19 protein-coding genes, 4 tRNA genes and 1 pseudogene are annotated in these 19144 nt (G+C 29.5%); 7 read left to right on the top strand and 17 right to left on the bottom strand.

All coding sequences use genetic code 11. The features are described 5' to 3' along the window. The first annotated feature begins 3 nt into the window (after positions 1 to 3). Positions 4 to 873, top strand: coding sequence for a hypothetical protein (locus AJ888_RS02490; RefSeq protein ID WP_002862272.1), 870 nt, complete (start codon positions 4 to 6; stop codon positions 871 to 873). Positions 874 to 885: 12 nt separating this feature from the next. Here AJ888_RS02490 and AJ888_RS02485 read toward each other — a convergent pair whose 3' ends face one another. The 3 genes from AJ888_RS02485 to exbB are packed head-to-tail and all read right to left on the bottom strand — an operon-like array spanning position 886 to position 2373. Then, positions 886 to 1569, bottom strand: a complete 684-nt coding sequence (locus AJ888_RS02485; protein WP_002862271.1) for an energy transducer TonB — start codon at positions 1567 to 1569, stop codon at positions 886 to 888. After that, positions 1566 to 1955 carry a TonB system transport protein ExbD gene (exbD, locus tag AJ888_RS02480; RefSeq protein ID WP_002851470.1) on the bottom strand — a complete coding sequence of 130 codons (390 nt, stop codon included), beginning with the start codon at positions 1953 to 1955 and terminating at the stop codon, positions 1566 to 1568. The genes AJ888_RS02485 and exbD overlap by 4 nt, the downstream gene beginning before the upstream one ends. Continuing rightward, on the bottom strand, positions 1948 to 2373 hold the full coding sequence (gene exbB, locus AJ888_RS02475; RefSeq protein ID WP_002862270.1) for a TonB-system energizer ExbB: 426 nt from the start codon (positions 2371 to 2373) through the stop codon (positions 1948 to 1950). Before exbB ends, exbD begins: the two co-directional genes overlap by 8 nt. A 158-nt stretch (positions 2374 to 2531) precedes the next feature. Here exbB and AJ888_RS02470 point away from each other — a divergent pair, with 158 nt between their 5' ends. The 4 genes from AJ888_RS02470 to AJ888_RS02455 all read left to right on the top strand — a co-directional run bounded on the left by AJ888_RS02470 (position 2532) and on the right by AJ888_RS02455 (position 6646). Then, a complete protein-coding gene (locus tag AJ888_RS02470; protein ID WP_002862269.1) occupies positions 2532 to 3275 on the top strand; it encodes a DUF4261 domain-containing protein in 744 nt (247 codons plus the stop codon). A 64-nt stretch (positions 3276 to 3339) separates the two neighbouring features. Then, entirely contained in the window at positions 3340 to 3756 is a 417-nt protein-coding gene (locus AJ888_RS02465) for a PepSY-like domain-containing protein (RefSeq protein WP_002856602.1), read from the top strand. A gap of 260 nt (positions 3757 to 4016) precedes the next feature. Further along, on the top strand, positions 4017 to 5267 hold the full coding sequence (locus tag AJ888_RS02460; RefSeq protein WP_002862268.1) for an aromatic amino acid transport family protein: 1251 nt from the start codon (positions 4017 to 4019) through the stop codon (positions 5265 to 5267). Positions 5268 to 5281: 14 nt separating this feature from the next. After that, positions 5282 to 6646 (top strand): L-serine ammonia-lyase, encoded by a 1365-nt coding sequence (locus AJ888_RS02455; RefSeq protein WP_002855898.1) that lies wholly within the window; start codon positions 5282 to 5284, stop codon positions 6644 to 6646. Positions 6647 to 6653: 7 nt separating this feature from the next. Here AJ888_RS02455 and AJ888_RS02450 read toward each other — a convergent pair whose 3' ends face one another. From AJ888_RS02450 to AJ888_RS02410, 9 genes are all read right to left on the bottom strand, one after another. Then, complete coding sequence (locus tag AJ888_RS02450) at positions 6654 to 7175, bottom strand: hypothetical protein (protein WP_002862267.1); 522 nt, start codon at positions 7173 to 7175, stop codon at positions 6654 to 6656. Continuing rightward, a complete protein-coding gene (gene ribD / locus AJ888_RS02445) occupies positions 7156 to 8166 on the bottom strand; it encodes a bifunctional diaminohydroxyphosphoribosylaminopyrimidine deaminase/5-amino-6-(5-phosphoribosylamino)uracil reductase RibD (protein ID WP_079396332.1) in 1011 nt (336 codons plus the stop codon). The genes AJ888_RS02450 and ribD overlap by 20 nt, the downstream gene beginning before the upstream one ends. A 202-nt stretch (positions 8167 to 8368) precedes the next feature. Further along, a tRNA-Ser gene (locus AJ888_RS02440) sits at positions 8369 to 8456 on the bottom strand. A gap of 22 nt (positions 8457 to 8478) precedes the next feature. Beyond that, positions 8479 to 8552 (bottom strand) — tRNA-Cys (locus tag AJ888_RS02435). 18 nt (positions 8553 to 8570) lie between these two features. Continuing rightward, positions 8571 to 8659, bottom strand: a tRNA-Leu gene (locus AJ888_RS02430). 9 nt (positions 8660 to 8668) lie between these two features. Then, positions 8669 to 8743: transfer RNA gene (locus AJ888_RS02425), tRNA-Gly, on the bottom strand. A 71-nt stretch (positions 8744 to 8814) separates the two neighbouring features. Next, the gene (locus AJ888_RS02420) at positions 8815 to 9567 is read right to left on the bottom strand and encodes a hypothetical protein (RefSeq protein ID WP_002862265.1); all 753 of its coding nucleotides are present in this window, start codon (positions 9565 to 9567) and stop codon (positions 8815 to 8817) included. Between the two features lie 31 nt (positions 9568 to 9598). Beyond that, positions 9599 to 10198: a bacteriohemerythrin gene (locus AJ888_RS02415; RefSeq protein WP_002862264.1), complete on the bottom strand. Its 600-nt coding sequence runs from the start codon at positions 10196 to 10198 to the stop codon at positions 9599 to 9601. Between the two features lie 3 nt (positions 10199 to 10201). Continuing rightward, positions 10202 to 10798, bottom strand: a complete 597-nt coding sequence (locus tag AJ888_RS02410; protein WP_250482857.1) for a hemerythrin domain-containing protein — start codon at positions 10796 to 10798, stop codon at positions 10202 to 10204. 187 nt (positions 10799 to 10985) lie between these two features. Here AJ888_RS02410 and mutY point away from each other — a divergent pair, with 187 nt between their 5' ends. Beyond that, positions 10986 to 12005: an A/G-specific adenine glycosylase gene (mutY, locus tag AJ888_RS02405; protein WP_032603448.1), complete on the top strand. Its 1020-nt coding sequence runs from the start codon at positions 10986 to 10988 to the stop codon at positions 12003 to 12005. Here the strand turns inward: mutY and AJ888_RS02400 are convergent. Beyond that, positions 11991 to 13243, bottom strand: a pseudogene (locus tag AJ888_RS02400) (MFS transporter). The gene mutY and the pseudogene AJ888_RS02400 sit on opposite strands and share 15 nt — an antisense overlap. A 165-nt stretch (positions 13244 to 13408) precedes the next feature. Here AJ888_RS02400 and AJ888_RS02395 point away from each other — a divergent pair. Then, on the top strand, positions 13409 to 14266 hold the full coding sequence (locus tag AJ888_RS02395) for a radical SAM/SPASM domain-containing protein (protein WP_002862259.1): 858 nt from the start codon (positions 13409 to 13411) through the stop codon (positions 14264 to 14266). On the opposite strand, the gene AJ888_RS02390 is transcribed toward AJ888_RS02395, so the two are convergent. Genes AJ888_RS02390 through AJ888_RS02375 form a run of 4 tightly spaced genes read right to left on the bottom strand, consistent with a single transcriptional unit; the run spans position 14263 to position 18953 of the window. After that, the gene (locus AJ888_RS02390) at positions 14263 to 15069 is read right to left on the bottom strand and encodes an ABC transporter substrate-binding protein (RefSeq protein ID WP_002862258.1); all 807 of its coding nucleotides are present in this window, start codon (positions 15067 to 15069) and stop codon (positions 14263 to 14265) included. The genes AJ888_RS02395 and AJ888_RS02390 overlap by 4 nt on opposite strands. After that, the gene (locus tag AJ888_RS02385) at positions 15066 to 15842 is read right to left on the bottom strand and encodes an ABC transporter ATP-binding protein (RefSeq protein WP_002862257.1); all 777 of its coding nucleotides are present in this window, start codon (positions 15840 to 15842) and stop codon (positions 15066 to 15068) included. The genes AJ888_RS02390 and AJ888_RS02385 overlap by 4 nt, the downstream gene beginning before the upstream one ends. Then, on the bottom strand, positions 15842 to 16828 hold the full coding sequence (locus AJ888_RS02380; protein ID WP_002851460.1) for a FecCD family ABC transporter permease: 987 nt from the start codon (positions 16826 to 16828) through the stop codon (positions 15842 to 15844). Before AJ888_RS02380 ends, AJ888_RS02385 begins: the two co-directional genes overlap by 1 nt. Next, entirely contained in the window at positions 16803 to 18953 is a 2151-nt protein-coding gene (locus tag AJ888_RS02375; RefSeq protein WP_002862256.1) for a TonB-dependent receptor, read from the bottom strand. Before AJ888_RS02375 ends, AJ888_RS02380 begins: the two co-directional genes overlap by 26 nt. Positions 18954 to 19144: the final 191 nt, after the last annotated feature.

Raw genomic sequence — 19144 nt, 5'->3', positions numbered from 1 at the left:
ATAATGAAAATCGATACTTCTACTAGTTTAACTCATTCTTTAACTAATAATGTTGATAAAAAAGAGCTTAGCGTATTAAAAAAAGAAGATCAAGATAAAATTCCCGTGCAAGATCTTTCGAGTTTAAATAGCGATGGTGTTAAGGTTGTTTTTGAAAATAAGCAAGGTGAACTTATAGCTTTAAATTTAAGCGATGAAAATTATAGTAGTTTACAAAAAAATTTCAGTTCTTATACGAATTATGTTGCTAGAAATGATGGTAGTATAAGGCTTAATGGCGAAGCAAACCAATTTGTTTCAAATTGGTTTGAAAGTGTAAAAGATAATTTTGGTTCTTTAAATTCAAATTTAAATAATAAACAACAAAGTGTAAAATTAAATTTTAATACAAGCACCCTTCAACAAAGTATGCAAAATTTAGGCTTTAAAACAAGCGATGAAAAAATATCTGATGATGCAAATATAGAAGAAAAATTAAATTTTTTTATTGATAAAGATGTAAATAAAGATGGTAAAGTTGATGATAGTGATGTTAAAGAGCCTAGCATGAGAGAAATTTTAAGCGACATTAAAGAAGCATCAGGTGGTGGAGCTAATGCTATGAAAACCATAGATCCGCAAAAAATCAATAAAAAAGATGATAAGGAAAATAATATCAAAGAAAAAGAAGACGAAGATTTACTTCAAAAAGCCCAAGAAAAAGGTTTAAGTGCTTTAAGTGCTGATGAGCAGGCAAAGCTTGAGGCTAGCAATCCTGAAGAATTTGAAAAACTGAAGCAAAAATCTTTGCAAGAATTAAGTCAGAATTTAAGTAAAGATTTTCAAAATAAAATTGAAAATCAAGAAACACAAATTGTAGATAAGAGAGTGTAGCAAATTATAATTTTACCCTCTTAAGATTTTAAAATCATATATAATAGGTAGTGTAATTCTTAAATCCCCGTTATAGTGTGGAAAATTTAAAGAAGCTTTTTTTATGCTTTCTAAAGCACTTTTATCTAACAAATCATATCCTGAGCTTTCTATGATTTTTAAATCTGTTAAAGTTTTATTTTCTTTCCATAAAAATTCTACTTTTACAGTTCCTTGCATACGCATTTTTTTTGCTTGCCTTGGATAAAATTGTGCTTGTTGTATAGCTTTTTGGATTTCTTTTAATACAGGGTGATTATCTTTTCCTTGTGTTAATTGGGTGATTTTAGGTTTGACATTTGTATCAGTTGTTTTTGTAAAAGTTTTAACTTCTTGAGTTGGTGCTATTGGGATTTTATTTGGTATTGGATGTGAAGGTGTTTTTTTTATCTTTTTTTGCATTTTTTCAGGAGTTTTTTTAATAACTTTTGGCTGAGGTTTTGGTTTGATAGGTTCTATAATGGATTCTGTTGGTTTAGTCTCATTTGTTGGATTAGTTTGGGTAAACTGTTTTATTGCTAAAGAAAAAGAATCTTCATTTTTAATTTCCATTTTAAAAAAGTCATTTGAGTGAAAAATGACAAAAAGCAAAGGTATAAAGACTATAAAAGTTATATAAGAAGCTTGGTATTTATGATTTAAAAATAAAGTTTTCATTTGTTTTTCTCAGTAAGAATTTGAAAATTTTCATGTTCTTTGGCTTTTAAAAAATCTATAATTTTTACAAAGCTTTCAAATTTAGCATTTTTATCGCTTTTTAGTTCTACTATGGTTTTTTTATCAAGTGAAAAAATAGCATTTTGAACTTCATTTAAATCAGCTAATTTATCATTTAAATAAAAAGTATTTTTTTCGTCTATGGTTATAAGAAGTTTTTTTTCATTATTGCTTATATTGGTAGCATTTTCACTTGAAGGAAGTGAGATTTGAATTTTTCCATGCGCAATAAAGGTTGAAATACTAAGTACTATAGCAAGCAAAACAAGCATAATGTCTATAAATGGAACTATATTTAAACCTTCATTTTTTGGTAGTTTAAGCATTTTTATTTGCCTTATAAGCATTACTTAAGAGGGAAACTTTTCTAAGTAAGGTATTATAAGCCATTAAAGCAGGAATAGCAACCAAAAGTCCTAAGGCTGTAGCTTTAAGAGCTAAAGAAAGTCCCACAACTATAGATTTGACATCTATATTGCCCGTTAAGCCCATTTCGTAAAATGTAACCATGATGCCTATTACAGTGCCTAAAAGTCCTATATAAGGGGCATTGGAATAGATGATATATATAGTGGTTAAATTTTCACTAATCGCATCATCAAATTGCTCTTGATTCTCATAATTTTTAAAGTTAATTTTTCTAAAAAATAGCATTCTTTCTACAACACACCAAAAAGCTATAAATGCCATAATTCCTAGAATTAAAAAGATAATTAAATCGATGTAATCTTTTAGAAATGCCACATTTTTCTCCAAAAATATACTTACTAAATTTTAAAAGATTATACTATATAAAAAATAAATTTATAATTAATATCAATTATCATAATTTTTAAGAAATTCTTGTTTATAGTTTTTATTTTTATTAGGTTATAATTTATAAAAATTTAATAGGGTTTAATATGACTATAGATTTAAATCACAATTTTACCTCTTTTGTTCTTCTTGATGAAGTTGATTTTAATTTTTCGGAGTTAAAAAGCATTTTAGAAGATAAATTTAATATAAAAATAGCTGATGAAAATTTTACCAAAGAGGGAGTGATTTTTTCACATGAAAATATGTTGGTTACTCTAAATTTGATTAAAAATCCTATACCTAATCACGAAGCAGAATACTATGCAAATTTTAATTTTATATGGAAAGATGCCTTAGAGCAAACTAAAAAACATAAAGCTCACCTTCTTATAGCGGTGCTAAGTCAAGATCAAAGCAAATTAGAACAAGCTAAAATGTTTACGAAAATTGCAGCTTTATGTTTGGATAATAAACATGCTTTAGGTTTTTATACAGGTGCAGTTGTTCTAGAGCCCAGTTTTTATATAGAAAATGCAAAAATGTTAGATAATAATCGCTTACCGGTATATAATTGGATATATGTTAGTGTTTATCCTAGTGAAAATGGAGTTAATGCTTATACTTATGGGCTTAGAAATTTTGATAAATTAGAACTTGAAGTTTGTGATTTAAACATAGAAGAAAAAGAACTTTTCTTTTGTATTTATGATATTGTTTTACATATTTTAACTTATGATATTAATCTAAAAGATAAAGATATTTTAAAATTTGAAGATGGAAAAGAAATAAAATTTATAAAAAGTCAAGGTATAAGTGTTGAGAACGAAAGCTTGAAAATTATTTTTTAAGTTTCACATTCACTTCACAGTTTTGAGTTAAACTTTCGCCAACCAAGACAAAAAAGGAGAAACTATGAAAGCAAAATTAACTTTACTTGCTTTGTTGGGTGCTACAGTGCTTTTAGCTAAAGATATGGTTGTTCCTGCTAGCGAACTTCCAAATAATGCCAAAGAATTTATTTCTAAAAATTTTAAAACCGCTCAAATTGGTTTGGTGAAAAAAGATATAGATTCTTATGATGTAATTTTAAATGATGGAACTGAAATTGATTTTATGATCAATGGAGATTGGAAAGAAGTTGATGGAAAATATAAGGCTTTACCACATACTATTTTACCTAGTGTTATGAAAAAAGTAAGCGCAACTCAACCAAATGCTCAAATTCTTGAAATAGATAAAGAAATTAATGGTTATAAATTTAAGTTTAATAATAACATGAAAGTTTATACGGATATGCAAGGAAATGTCCTAGGTCAAAAATTAGATTAATTTTTGAAAATTTAACTCCCTTAGAAAATTTGATGCAAAAATTTGGAAGCATAGTCTTCCAAATTTTTTCTTTTTTGATTGCAAAACCCAAAATATATTTAGTTTTAAAATAATACTTTATTGATACAAGTGATTGTTTTTTTATAAAATTAAATTTACAAAATGTTACATAAGATTTAAAATATTTTTTTTAAAAAATAATTATTTATAAATATTTTGCTAAAATAAAAGAGATGTAATCTTAAATTTAAGGAAGAATAATGAATACTCCTAAATGGACTAGTCACGATACAAGGTGGGTTTTATCTCTTTTTGGAACAGCTATTGGAGCCGGTGTACTTTTGTTACCTATTAGTGCTGGGCTTGGTGGATTGATACCTTTGTTAGTTATACTTGTTTTAGCTTTTCCTATGACTTACTTAGCTCATAGAAATTTATGTCGCTTTGTGCTTTCAAGTTCTAATCCAAAAGATGATATTACTTTTGTTGCAGAAAGTTATTTTGGCAAGGGCGGTGGATTTTTAATTACACTTTTGTATTTTTTTGCTATTTTACCTATTTTATTGGTTTATAGTGCTAATCTTACAACAACTTTGCTTGAGTTCTTAATCAATCAGTTTAATTTCAATGCAGATCTTACTCATGCTGCTCGTTGGTGGGTGAGTTTTTTGATTGTTGGAGTTTTGGTTTTGATTTCTATTCTTGGTGAAAATGTTGTAACAAAAGCAATGAGTTTTCTTGTTTTTCCTTTTATTATATTTTTATTTATTTTTTCATTGCTTTTAATTCCACAATGGAATTCATCATTATTTACAAATGTTGATTTTTCCGTAATTTCAACAAGTAATTTTTGGGTTACTTTATGGCTTGTTATTCCTGTGATGGTATTTAGTTTTAATCACTCTCCTATTATTTCTTCACTTGCTTGTTATTGTAAAAAAGAATATGGTGATTATGCTGAACCTCGCGCTAGAAAAATTATTTCTTTGGCAATTATTCTTATGGTTTTTGTTGTAATGTTTTTTGTTTTTTCTTGCGCTTTAACTTTTACACCAGAAGATTTTGCATCAGCAAAAGATCAAAATATCAATATTCTTACCTTTATAGCAAATAAATTTCCTGAAGTTTCTTTGCTGACTTATGTTGGGCCTATTGTTGCACTTGTGGCCATTAGTAAAAGTTTCTTAGGACATTATCTTGGTTCTCAAGAAGGCTTAAACGGTATTTTATATAAAGCAAGTAATGGTAAAATTCAAGGTAAATTCGCTCAAACTTTAACAGCGATCATTACCTTTGTTATCGCTTGGCTTGTTGCGTATAAAAATCCAAGTGTTATAGGAATTATTGAGGCTATTGGTGGTCCTGTTTTGGCTATTTTGCTTTTCTTGATGCCGCTTTATTGTATTTATCGTTTTGATATTTTGGCAAGATTTCGTAATAAATTTTTAGATCTTTTTATTTTGGTAATGGGAATAGTTGCAATTTCTGCTGCAATTCACAATCTTTTATAAATTAAGGATAAAAAATGAGTAATTTAAGCATTTTTAAAATAGGTGTCGGTCCTTCTTCTTCTCATACTTTAGGGCCTATGCTTGCCGGAAATTTATTTTGTAAAAAAGTTGCTAAAAAGCTTGATGAAATTGATAGAGTTGAGGTTACTCTTTATGGTTCTTTGTCATTAACAGGTAAAGGACACTTGAGTGATAAGGCTGTAATTTGGGGGTTAAATGGCCTAGAAGCTAAAAATTTAAGCGCAGCAATACAAGATGAAGTAAATAAAAATGCTATTGAAAATGCTCAAATTGATTTTTGTGGTGAGAAAAAACTTTGTTTTAATTATGAAAAAGATTTGATATTTTCCAAAGATTTTTTACCTTTACATGAGAATGGTATGAAGATTAAAGCTTATGATTGTAAAGGTGGGTTAGTTGATGAAGAAACTTATTATTCTGTAGGTGGAGGCTTTGTTTTAACAGCTGCACAATTAGAAAAAAAAGGTAAAAATTCCAACCAAAATAAAAAGAAAAAACTAGATATAGAGCTTAACAATGCAAAAGAAGCTTTAGAGCTTTGCGATAAAAGAGATTGGGATTTAGCAGAGCTTTCTTATCGTTATGAATTGCAATTTCACACTAAAGAGGAAATTCGTGCTTATTGTCTTGAAATTTGGGAAGTAATGCAAGAAGTGTATTATAATGGTACGCATCCAAATGAAGATTATTTGCCTGGAAAACTTCATTTAAAGCGTAGAGCCAAAGGACTTAAAGAAAGAGTGGCGATGACAGCTGATCCTATGGGCATTATAGATTTTATTTCTTTATATGCTATTGCGATTGCTGAAGAAAATGCTAGCGGAGCAAAAGTTGTAACCGCGCCAACAAATGGAGCATGTGCTGTTATCCCTGCTGTTATGCTTTATCTTAAAAATCATACTATAGGTTTTAGCGATGAAAAGGCTATAGAGTTTTTATTAACAGCAATGCTTATAGGTTCTTTTTATAAGAAAAATGCAAGTATTAGCGGAGCAGAAGCAGGCTGTCAAGCAGAAATTGGTAGTGCTAGTTCGATGGCAGCTGCGGCTATGGCAACAGTTTTAGGGGCTAATGCTTTTAAAGCATGCAACGCTGCTGAAATGGCAATGGAACATCATCTAGGTTTAACTTGCGATCCAGTTGCAGGGCTTGTGCAAATTCCTTGCATAGAAAGAAATGCCTTTGGAGCTATTAAGGCTATAAGTGCTGCTAGAATGGCAATGACACGTAAATCTACTCCTATGGTAAGCCTTGATGAGGTTATAGAAACCATGTATGAAACAGGAAAAGATATGAATTATAAATACAAAGAAACTTCTTTAGGTGGTCTTGCTACAAATTTAAAAACAGTATGCTAAAGTGTTTTTACACTTTAGTGTATTTTTTCATTCTTTGACTTAAAAATTCTTTCATTTCTTCTTTGGAAAAACTTTTAAGAATACGAATTTGCTTAAAAAGCAAGCCAAGATTAATTACTCCCATCACTAAAAGCAATAAGCAAATCATTAAAAAAACAAGATCTATGGCTCCAAATTCATTAATCATAGCCAAACTTGCAAAAAATACACTCGCTAATAATAAAAAAAATAAAAGCAATATTTGTTTTAATTTTGCTTCATTAAAATTATCGCAATTTTGAGTGAAATTTCTAAAAAGTATGATCTTTTTACCCAAATTTGAAACTAAAATTTCATCATTTTCTTTAAATAAGCCTTCTTTTAAACTTTGATAAAAAAAGATTTCATTGTTTAAATTTAAAGCATCTTTATAGCTTGATAAGGTGTAGTCTTTGTAAAAAAAGGATTTTAATTCATTTTTCTTTTCTATTTTAAATAATCTTAAATCATTTCTTGCATAAAAAAATCCACTAAAGTTCATAAATGCCATAAGTATCACTCCCTAAAAAATTCCTATAAAGTGGCTTGAAATTTAAAGGTATTGTAACATTTTTTTCATCATTTAAACTTGAACTTTGGAAAATCAAAAACATATCTATTTCATCTTTAAAGATTTTGAGAAAATTTTCTCCACCCTCATACATTAAAAATTTAGCTTCACTTGGAATTTGGGTATAAATTTGGCGGTTTGGAACTTTAAATAAAGGGATATTTTTATCAAAATTATCTATATTTTGACGGCTTAAGATACAAAGATTAGGCGCTTTTGCTTTGCAAAGCCTAGCATCTAGTATAGGGTGATCTTTTCTTATGGTTTCTCCACCGACTACAAGCAAATCAATCACCGCTCTAATTTTATGTGTATAAGTGCGACTTAGATCATTGCTTACGATTTTGCCAAAAGGTGAGCCATTCATAGAAAGGGCTAATTTAAAAAGTTTAAATTGCCCTTTTTGCCATTTTAAAAAAGGTTTTAAAAGTTTTTTTCCTTCTTCTTTAAGTATGTCAAATTCAACCTCTATGCCTTGTTTTTTTAAAAATTCAGCCCCACCACTTGCGATTTTATTTTCATCTTTAACGCTGATGAAAATTTTTTTAAAACCTAGCTCGCTAAAGAGTTTTGCGCAAGGAGGCGTTTTTCCTTGATGAGAGCAAGGTTCAAGTGTTACAAAAGCTATACTATCTTTAAATACACCTTGATGGTTTTTGCAAATAAACTCATGTAAAGCGTTTGCTTCTTTAGGCAATGAAATTTCAGGTCTTAAACTTTTAAAAGCATGAGCTATGGCATTAAGTTCTGCATGAGCCAATCCAGCTTTTTCATGAGCTTTTATGGCTAAAATTTTTTCATTTTTATCTAAGATTACACAGCCTACAGCCGGATTCGGATAGGTTAAAAACTGATATTTCCAAGCCTCATTTAAAGCTAAATTCATATAAAATTTTTTCATTTGGCTACCTTGTATTTTAAAATTTGACATATTTTTAAAATTTTATATTTTTGTTTTAAGATAATAAATTCTAAATTTTCCATTTGTATTTCTTATTTTTAGTTATATTAACCATAGTTTTTCTAAGTTTTTTAGGATATAACAAAAATAGTAAGACCGAAATTATTTTTCATCTGTAGCATCCTTTATAATTTTAGGAATGACATAAGCTTGATAAACTAGAAAGTTTTGGTGGCCGGGAGAAAGGGATTCGAACCCCTGGAGGTGTGACCCTCAACGGTTTTCAAGACCGCCGCTTTCGACCACTCAGCCATCTCCCGATAAAGTAAAGTTTTGCCTTTTTGGAGGCGACATCCGGATTCGAACCGGAGATCAAGGCTTTGCAGGCCCATGCCTTACCGCTTGGCTATGTCGCCCTGATAATGTTGAAAAAGTGGTGCCCGAGGCCGGACTTGAACCGGCACGGAAGAAAAATTCCGAGGGATTTTAAGTCCCTTGTGTCTACCAATTCCACCACCCGGGCGGGTGATTATGGAGCGGGAAACGAGATTCGAACTCGCGACCCCAACCTTGGCAAGGTTGTGCTCTACCCCTGAGCTATTCCCGCATAAATTTCTGAAAGAATTGAAGATAAAAGTATAGCAAAATAAACTTAAAAGGAGTTTATTTTGCCTTAAGTTATTTGCAAATAAATAAAGCTTTTGCACTTAAAATTTGTTCTTTTTCGCCGATAATTGGAGATGAAAGTTCTATATTATCAGATTTTGCATTTAGCATTCTAGGTGCGATATTGGCATTGGCATTTACTTGTAAATTTTTCAATACACAAGTTTTATTAAGATCTAAAGAGTAAGTTTTTTCATATTCGTATGATGTTTTTAAAAGCTCTTTGTAGAGATTTTCTTTGTTGTTGTTTAGTGTATCTTTTGAAAATTTTGTTTGTATGGCTGGTGTTGAAACGCTGATGAAATTATTTTTAGCTATGATAGAATTGATGTCATTTAAAAGCTTGTTAAAATCTGCAAGTTGGTTTTCTTTAAATTCACATTCTAAATTCGCATCAAATCTTTGACCTTTTGGAGTTTGTATACCATCTTTATAGGAAAAATTAGGTTCTAAAGAAAAACTTCCTCCGCTACAAAAATTTTCTTTTTTTGAGCGTTCTAAAATTTGATTGAAAGTATTTGCGATTTCGGCTTTTTCGCTATTATCTAATGTGATTTTTGAACTTAAATTTTCATTTGCCCAAAAATTAATATTCGCATATAAAATATCGGGTTTTAGCGTATTGCTTACTTCTATATTTCTTGAAAAATATAAATCATGATTAGAGTCTTTTTTGCCTAAAAATTCTACATTAAAAACTACTCCCGCAACAAAAAGTAATAAACATAAAAAACCCACGCCTAAACCTTTAAAAAAAGCTAACATTTAATATCCTTATATAATTTAATTTTTAAAATTAATATCCTTTTTTAAAAAATTTTATAGGATTTTTGCATTTTTTACACTTAAATTTGGCATTATCGCTCTGAATTTTTTTATGAATTCCAAAAGGTACATCATGCATTTGTCCTATACAATCACAAGTATAAAAATAAATAACTGCTTCATCTTCATCTCCATCTTTTATTTCTTCAAAGCTTATATCAGCTCCATCTTCAGAGCTTAAAGCCCCTATTCTCCATTGTTCTACTTTCATATCTTCATAAAGTATATGTTCTAAAAGCCATTTTTTTACCATGGTATAAAGTTTTTCTTTTAAATCATTTGTAGTTTTTATGTTTTGAATGATTTCTACCATAGATTGAATAATTTCTTTGTGAATTCTACGATGTCTTTCAAAATCAGGATATCTAATAAACATCATGTATTTTTCTTCATCGTTAAAATGGTATTTCATGTAGTTAAAAAAATCTGTAAGTAAAATTTTAATTTCATTTCTATTTACAGGTTTATCAAAGATATGCTCAACTTTGGCTGCTAATTCAAATAGTTTTTTATGTTGATCATCAATTTTTCCATTTCGGACACTATAGCTTTTATCCCATTTTGGAAGCAAATTTTATCCTTTGTAAGTTTTCTCTTCGCTTTTGACAAAAATCAAAAGTTTGTGACATTTTTTACATTTCATAACTTTACCATCATTCATTACACTTACATGGTCTTTAAAAGTTAATCTATGGTTTATTTGACATGGGCAAGAATAAATAAATTCAAAATTTTCTTCATACATCATAATTTGTTCTTGAATCTGTTCTCGGTTAATTGGAGCTCGTGTTTTTTCTTGATCTTTTATTAAATTCTCATTAATCCAAGTAACTATCATTACATCATGGCTTAGTATATGTTTAGATAGCCAGTTTGACATAATTGAATATAATTTTTCTTTAAGGTCGTTTGTAGTTTTTATATTCTGTATTAGTTGAGACATTTCATAGATAATATTTTTATGTATTTGTTTGTGTTCATAAAGACGCGGATACTGAATGCTTTGCATAAATTCTTCTTCGTCATGAAAATGTTCCTTCATATAAGTAAAGAGTTCAATTAAAATTTCTTTTAATTCATCTCGTTTAACAAATTTAAAAACAGCATTTTCAACTTGTGCTGCCAGCTCAAAAAGTCTTTTATGCTGAGTATCGATTTTTTGATTATTGATGTTATAGCGCTCATCTCAAATCGGGATTAGTCTTTGACCATCCATTTTCCCAATCCTTGGAATTCATTTAAATCATATGGTAAAATTATATCAAAAATTTTGATTTTATAAAACATTTTTAATGGTAAAAAATACAATAAATTATATGCTTACAAAAGTTTTAAAATTTTTTGTTATACTCTCATTTATGCAAAAAAAAGAGCTTGAAAAACTACAAGAAAATTTACTTCTTTGGTATGAAAAAAATGGACGCAAAACTCTACCTTGGCGTAATTTACAAAGTCAAAATTGTGATGAAAGTTTAAAGCATATTGATAGAGCCTATGGGGTTTATATCAGCGAAATTATGCTTCAGCAAACTCAAGTTAAATCAGTTTTGGAAAGGTTTTATTTCCCCTTTTTGCAAAAATTTCCTACTTTAGAAAGTTTGGCTAATGCTAATGAAGATGAGCTTTTAAAGGCTTGGCAAGGACTTGGTTATTACACTCGTGCTAGAAATTTAAAAAAGGCAGCTTTAGAATGTGTGGATAAGTTTGGGGCTAAATTACCCAAAGAAGTTGAGGATCTAAAAAAATTAAGCGGTATAGGAGCTTATACAGCAGGCGCTATAGCTTGTTTTGGTTATGATCAAAAGGTTTCTTTTGTTGATGGTAATATACGCCGTGTGCTTTCTCGTCTTTTTACTTTGGAAAATCCTAGTATGAAAGAACTTGAAAAAAGAGCTAAAGAGCTTTTAAATTTAAATCATGCCTTTGATCATAACCAAGCTTTGCTTGATATAGGGGCTTTAGTTTGTGTGGGTAAAAATGCAAAGTGTGGAATTTGTCCTTTGTATGATTTTTGTCAAGGTAAATTTAATACAGAGCTTTATCCAAGAGCTAAAAAAATACTTTATGAGAGTGTAAATTTAAATCTTTTTTTGTTTGAATTTAATAAAAAATTTGCCATAGGGCAAAGTCAAGATAAGCTTTATAAGGGTATGTATAATTTTCCTTTTTTTAAAGAAGGAGAGTATAAACTTTCTAAAGATATGGGTTTTGTAGGGGAGTTTAAGCACAGCTATACTAAGTATAAACTTAATATCAAGGTTTATCATCAAATTTTAAACAATGAAAATAAAAATTATGAATTTAAAACCTTAAAAGAGTTAGAAAGTACCGCACTTTCGGCACTTTCTTTAAAAGCGTTAAAATTAATTAAGCTCTGATTTTTTAGGCAAACATAAAGTAGCTATAAGCATGATGATTGTAAAAATAGCTATATAGATAAAAAAGCCATTTTCTATACCTGCATTTTTAAATTGTAAAGCAACCCAAGGAGCAGATCCTCCAAAAACAGCATTTGCAATAGCATAACCTAAACCTGTCCCTAAAGCTCTTACATGTTCAGGAAAAAGTTTTGCTTTAAAAATCCCCGCAACTGAAGTATAAAAACTTAAAATAACAATACCACTAACATAAATGTCAAAGAAGGATTATTTTGTGCGTTATTGGCTATAAGTGAAAAAATAGGATAAATTCCTACCAATGCCAAAATACAAAATACAATTAAAGATCGTTTGTGACCTATTTTATCTCCTATATATCCAAAAAGAGGTTGAATGATCATTAGTATAAATAAAGCACCTAAGAAAAGATTATTAACAAGCATTTTATCCATACCCGTATTTTCCATAAAAGTTTTAGTATAAGTTGTAATAGTATAAAAAGCTAAAGAACCTCCAGAAGTAACCCCAAGCACCATTAAAAAAGGTTTCCAAGATTTACATAATGCTTTTAAAGTACCACGATCTTCATGCTGGTGAAGTTTTGTAGCACTTTCATTCATCATTTTTCTTACAAAAAGCGAGCCTAGCGCTAAAATTCCGCCTATTACAAAAAGTATTCTCCAAGCATAATCTTTCATATCATCAATACTAAAAAATAAAAACATTATACTAATGCTTGCAACGGCCAAAAGTTGACCGCCTATTAGGGTTACATACTGAAAAGATGAGTAAAAACCGCGTTTTCCTTCTGTAGCAAGTTCTGAAAGATAAGTAGCTGCTATGCCATACTCCCCGCCTACACTAAGACCTTGAATGAGTCTTGCTATTAAAAGTAAGATAATAGCAAGATCTCCCACTGTATCTTTGCTTGGTAAGGCTGCTATCATAAAAGAGCCCAAAGCCATTAAAACCACTGATATAACCATAGATTTTTTACGACCTACTTTATCAGCTAAAGAGCCAAAAAGCCAAGAACCTATAGGACGCATAAAAAATCCTGCTGCAAAAACCCCAAAGGCATTGATTTGCTGGATAACAGGATTATCTGAAGTTGAAAAAGTATGAGCAAAATAAGTTGCTGTAAAAGCATAGATATAAAAATCAAACCACTCTACTAAATTTCCGCTACTTGCAGCAATAATAGAGCGAATTTTTTTCGTGCGAGTAAGCTCTTGCATAAACCCTTCCTTAATTTTAGATTTTTATTTAAGTATAGTGTGATTTTTGTTTAATATATTTAAAAATAAAGAAGAGAAATAAAAAAGATAAAAATATCGATAAAAATGTTACATATTTTAATAAATTTCATAAATTTTGGTAAAATGTTTACTCTAGGAAATATAATGAAATTTAAAAAAATATATATAGAATTAAGCGATATTTGTGGTTTAAAATGTGATTTTTGTCCTTCTCAAAAAGGAATTCGCGGGGTAATGAGTGAAGAAAAATTTCAAAACTTAGCTTATGAAATTTCTAATAAAGCTGAGCTTTTTACCTTTCATCTTTTGGGTGATCCTTTGCTTTTACCTAATTTGGAAAATTATCTAAAAATCGCAAAAGGTGAAGCTATGAAACTTGAAATCACTACAAGTGGCTTTTATCTAAATTCTAAAAATCAAGCTTTATTGTTAGGGTATGAGAATATCCATCAAATCAATATTTCTTTAATGTCTTTTTTAAGTCAAAGCAAAATTTCTTTAGAACAGTATTTTAAGCCTATTTTAGAACTTTGCAAAAAGCATTTAGAGCAAAAAAGCCTTTCTTTTATCAATCTAAGACTTTGGAATTTAGATGCTAATTTTAAAGCACCTAAGTCAAATTTAAAAATTTATGAGTTTTTAGCCAAAGAATTTGAAGCCAAGATCAATGCAAGCTTAAGTAAAAATCGCTTGCAAAGACATATTTTGCTTCATCAAAATAAACTTTTTAAATGGCCAAATTTAAAAGATAAACCCCTTTATAAAAAAGGAAAATGCCATGCTTTAAAAGAGCAAATTGGGATTTTAAGTGATGGAAGTTTAGTGCCTTGCTGTTTGGATACTAAAGCAGATATTAACTTAGGAAATGTTTTTGAAAATAACTTTGATAAGCTTTTTAAATCACCGCGTATAAAGATGATGAAAAAAGCTTTTGAAGAAGATAAACGCATAGAAAAACTTTGTCAAACTTGCGAATTTTTTAAAGCAAGATTGGGTGATTAAAAATTGTTATTTTCTAGCTTTGTTTTAAATTCTTGAATTCTATCTATTATCTTAGGACTAAGGCGTAATAATATATGTGTATCTTTGTTAAAATAAATACTTCCTGTTTTAACTGCTTTGGTATTTTTCAATAAAGCATTTGTATCTAAAAGATTATTTTTGGCATCCATTCCAAGAATGAGTATATCTGGATTTTGTTTAAGTATGTATTCTGCTGATATAACAGGTCTTGAAATTTGACTTTGCGGACTTAAATTTTTAATCCCTATAAGTCTTAAAATATCAGCTATTAAAGAATTATCATTAAAGGCCATTAAAGGGTTGCTAGAATAAAGATAAATCGCACTTTTATTTAGGGGTTTATCGCTTATTTTTTTTAAATTTTGGGTAAATTCTTGTTTTAAAAGCTCTGCTTCTTTTTCTTTCTTGGTGATTTGGCCTAAGGTTGTGATATTTTTTGTTATATCTTCTAAACGCTCGGCTTTTAAATTGATACTTTTGATACCAAAATTTTTAAGTCCTTCTTCTAAATTTAAAGAATAAGAGCTTAAAATCACCAAACTTGGTTTTAGTGCTACTATTTTTTCAAGTGAAGGATTTGAAAAAGTGCCTACGCTTGTAAGTTTTGAGGTTTGATCTTTAGGATAGATATTTGAGTGTTGTAAAGTGGCAATGCCTACGATTTGATCTTCAGCCTTAAGCATAAAAAGGGTTTCTATGCTTGCAGGATCAAGCACTACAAGGCGTTCTTTTGCATTTAGTGCGATTAAAAACAAACTCATAATAATTAAAATTTTTTTCATTTTTTCTCCTTTAAAGCTAAAATATAAGGTTTAGAATTTTTATAAATAATCTCGCAGTTTAAATCATAAATTTCTTTTAAAATTTCTTGAGTAAAAAGCTCTTTGCTCGTTCCAAAATACTTTATCTCCCCTTCTTTTAAAAAAAGGATTTTATCGCAGAATATAGAAGCTAAATTTAAATCATGCAAGATAGCAACAACGGCTATATTTTTTTCTTTAATTAGTTTTTCGCAAAGGTTTAAAAGCTCTATAGCATAGTTTAAATCAAGGGCTGAAGTGGGTTCATCTAAAAAAAGAATTTTTGGCTTTTTAAGCAAAGCTCTTGCTAAAAGCATTCTTTGAAATTCACCCCCACTTAAAGAAAGTATGCTTCTTTCTAGAAAATTTTCAAGTCTTAAATCCTTAGCAAATTCTTTAATTTCTAAAATATCTTCTTTAGAATAAGAACTAAAAGCGTGTTTTAAATTCGCATATTTGCTCATTAAAAGCACATCGATGACTTTTAAAGGGGTGTTTAATTCTGATTTTTGAGGCACAAAGCCACAAATTTTGGCAAATTCTTTAAGAGAAAAATCTTTGATATTTGTGTTAAAAAGACTTATCTCTCCTTTATTTGGACTTAAATTTTTAAGTATAAGTTTTAAAAGAGTGCTTTTGCCCGAGCCATTTGGCCCTAAAATTCCTATAAAAGCTTGGTTTTTAAGTTCTAAATGAATGTTTTTTAGTAAATCTTTTTGGTGATAAGCAAAGCTTAAATTATGTATTTTTAGCATTATAAAAATCTCCTAGCGCTTAAAGCTAAGTATAAAAAAATAGGAGCTCCAAAAAATGCAGTTAAAATTCCAATCGGAATTTGCACAGGAGCTAAAAGAGTTCTTGCTAAAGTATCACAAATAAGTAAAAATAATCCTCCAAATGCTGTACATAAAGGGATAACTAAGGCATTATTATAATTTTTAAGCAAAAGTCTTATAGTATGAGGAATGATGAGTCCAACAAAGCCTATAAGTCCGCTAAAAGCAACCGCAAAAGATACAGCTAAGGATGAGACAATGAGTAAATTTATTTTTAATTTTTGAGCATTTACCCCTAGATTTCTAGCTTCATCATCTCCGCTTAAAAGTATGTTTAATTCGTTTTTATGAGCGTAAAAATAAAACAAACAAAAAATTAAAGGCAAGATTAAAATTCCTACACGAAACCAAGAAGCATTGCCTATATTTCCCATAAGCCAAGCGACTATTTTAAAAGAATCCTCGCCTATAAGATAGGTGAAAAAAGAAGTAAAAGCTCCTAAAAAAGATGAAGCTGCTATGCCGATAATGAGTAAAGTTGCTATAGAGGCTTTAGAAGAAATTTTAAAAACTCCTAGGGCAAAAAAGGCAGAGCAAACAAAACCTAAAATTCCATAATAATAATCATTCAATTTTAACAAATACGCCAAAACCGCTCCAAAGGTTGCCGCAGAAGCTATACCTATGATATAAGGATCGGCTATAGGATTTGAAAATACATTTTGAGTGATAGCCCCACTACTAGCTAAAAGCATACCGATTAAAATCGCCATTATAATCCGTGGTAAGCGTCCATCTATGATGATTTGTCTTAAAATTTCATCTTGGCTAAAGATATACGAAAAAAGTTCTTTTGGGTTTAAATTCTCATCTCCTAAGCAAAGTGCTGTAAAAGAAGCGATTATATAAGCTACTAAAAGCCCTATAATCACTAAAATTTTAGAATGCGTATTTAAATTCAACATAGTAGTTTCTGCCATTTCCAACTAGGTATTGATCATTTATACTATCTTGATAGGTGTAGTATCTTTTATCGAAAAGATTGCGAATTCCTGCTAAAATTTGTAATTTTTTATAATTATATTTCATGCCAATATCTGTTAAAAAATAATCCCTTATCCAAGAATTTTTAGACATTTTTCCTGTATTTTCATCTATAGTTCCACCATCTTTTGCTCTAGAAAAATAGGTTAAATCAATAAAATTTGAGAAATTTTTATTCCAAGCGTATTCAAGTCCAGCTGTGGCTTTGATTTTTGAAACATAAGGAATTCTCATGCCGTCATTAACACCTTTAGAAATTTTAGCATCAAGATAAGTTAGACTTTCTCTAAAGATTAAATCATCATCTAAGAAATTTTGACTCAGGCTTAATTCTACTCCTAAACGGCGAGTTTGATCTATATTATAATATTTCCACCAAGATCCACTAGTAGAATGAGGGTTTCCAAGATAAGAAATTTCATCTTTGCTTAGGGTGTAAAATAAAGTTAGATTAAAGCCGTAAAAATCCCACCAAAAATCATCAATTCCTAGTTCAAAGGTGTCAAAGATCTCAGCTTTTAGGTTCGACGAATAATAGGGTGGTATTCCACTACTAGTGTTGTTGTTGCGATTGACAAACTGAGCAGGTGTAGGAGAAACAAAACCTCTTTCGTATTTAAGATAAAGATTGCCTGTGTCAGAGTATTTAAAGTTAGGAGTGATTTCAAAAGCAAAATTATTGGTGTTTTTATTGGTATTAAAAAGGGTTGTTGAGTCTATAATATTAGATGATGGGGGTCGGGGTATGTTCATACTCATTTCATTTCTATAAGATCTATCGGTATCATAAGAGCTAAATTCATATCTAGCTCCACCTGAAATACTAAAAATATCGTTAAATTCATGAGAATCAAGAGCGAAAATAGAATGGCTTTGTTTATCCATATCCATAAGCGTTGTCATGGTGTGACTCATTTGAAAATTAGGACTATTTACATCATAATGAATAATACTTGTTCTTTTTGCATCATGGTTTGCAAATTCATAACCAAAAATAAAATAAGAATTATTTGCATAATTTAGCTTATTTTTTAAACTTATCCCTGTAAGTGTGTCTTCAAAACCACTTCCATTTTGATATACAGGAAGACTCATATTCATGTAGCTCATTGTAGAAACATCTTTTAGATAATTGATCTTTTGATTTTGCCAAAAAGCTTCTAGGTTAAATTCCCATATATCATCAAAATAGTAATGATAATCCAAAGAAATTTCAGGACGATTGATTTGTGTGATATTGTCACTATTGCCTTTTTGAGTTGGATCGCTTTGAGCTTGTGCTTTTGTTAGATAGCCACTGCTGGTATTTTTGCTTTTAAAATAATTATACCCCAAAGTTAAATCACTATTATCATTGATATCAATATAGGTTTTTGTGTTGATAAAATAACCTTTTTCATTATAACCTTCTTGATATCCATCAAGGTTAAAACTTTGTATATCAAAGCTAAAAGCTAAATTTTCATTTATTTGTTTGGCGCCATTGATACCTAAATTTCCACCTAGTCCACCATGATCATAAGCACTGCTTTTTAAATTTATAGCAAAAGAATCTGATTTTTGTTTTTTTGTAATGATATTAATCACGCCCCCTCTAGTACCACTTCCATAAAGCACAGAACCACCTCCAGGTATGATTTCTATGCGTTCTACATTATCTAAATTGATACTATCTAGCGGGGTTACACCATGGGAATTATCAAGAACATTAATAGCACGCCCATCGATCATAACTTTTACAGCTATATTGGATTTATCTCCTTGTCCACGCATATCTATATTGCGTCCAAGTCCAAAGTTTACAAAACTAATGCCCGAAATTCTTTCTAAGGCTTGTTCTAAGGAAACATAACCTTTATTTTGTAGATCTTTGCCTTCTATGCTGATTACATTGCGTAAATTTGAGTCCGCATCTTGCTCAAAACCTATTGCACTAACAACAACTTTTTGTAGATTGATAGCTTCATTTGACTCTTGTGCATTTAAATTAGTTATTAGTAATAATGCAAATAAAGATAATTTAAAAACTTTTTTATTTGGGTACAAATTTTACTCCTTAAATAAAATAAATAATGATAATTTATATCATAATAATTTAGAACTAAATTTATCCTTTATTAACTTAATTTGGTATAAATTTTTGTTAAAATAGATAATTTTTATATTTTAAGTGCTTTTTAATTTGATAATTGATACCATTTTTTTTAATATTTTATTTTAAAGTCAAGAAAGGATAA

It is taken from the genome of Campylobacter sp. BCW_6467 (assembly GCF_001762855.1).
Classification (GTDB): domain Bacteria; phylum Campylobacterota; class Campylobacteria; order Campylobacterales; family Campylobacteraceae; genus Campylobacter_D; species Campylobacter_D jejuni.
The sequence above is the reverse complement of the archived record's forward strand: the minus strand, read 5'-3'. Positions and strand labels throughout refer to the sequence as shown.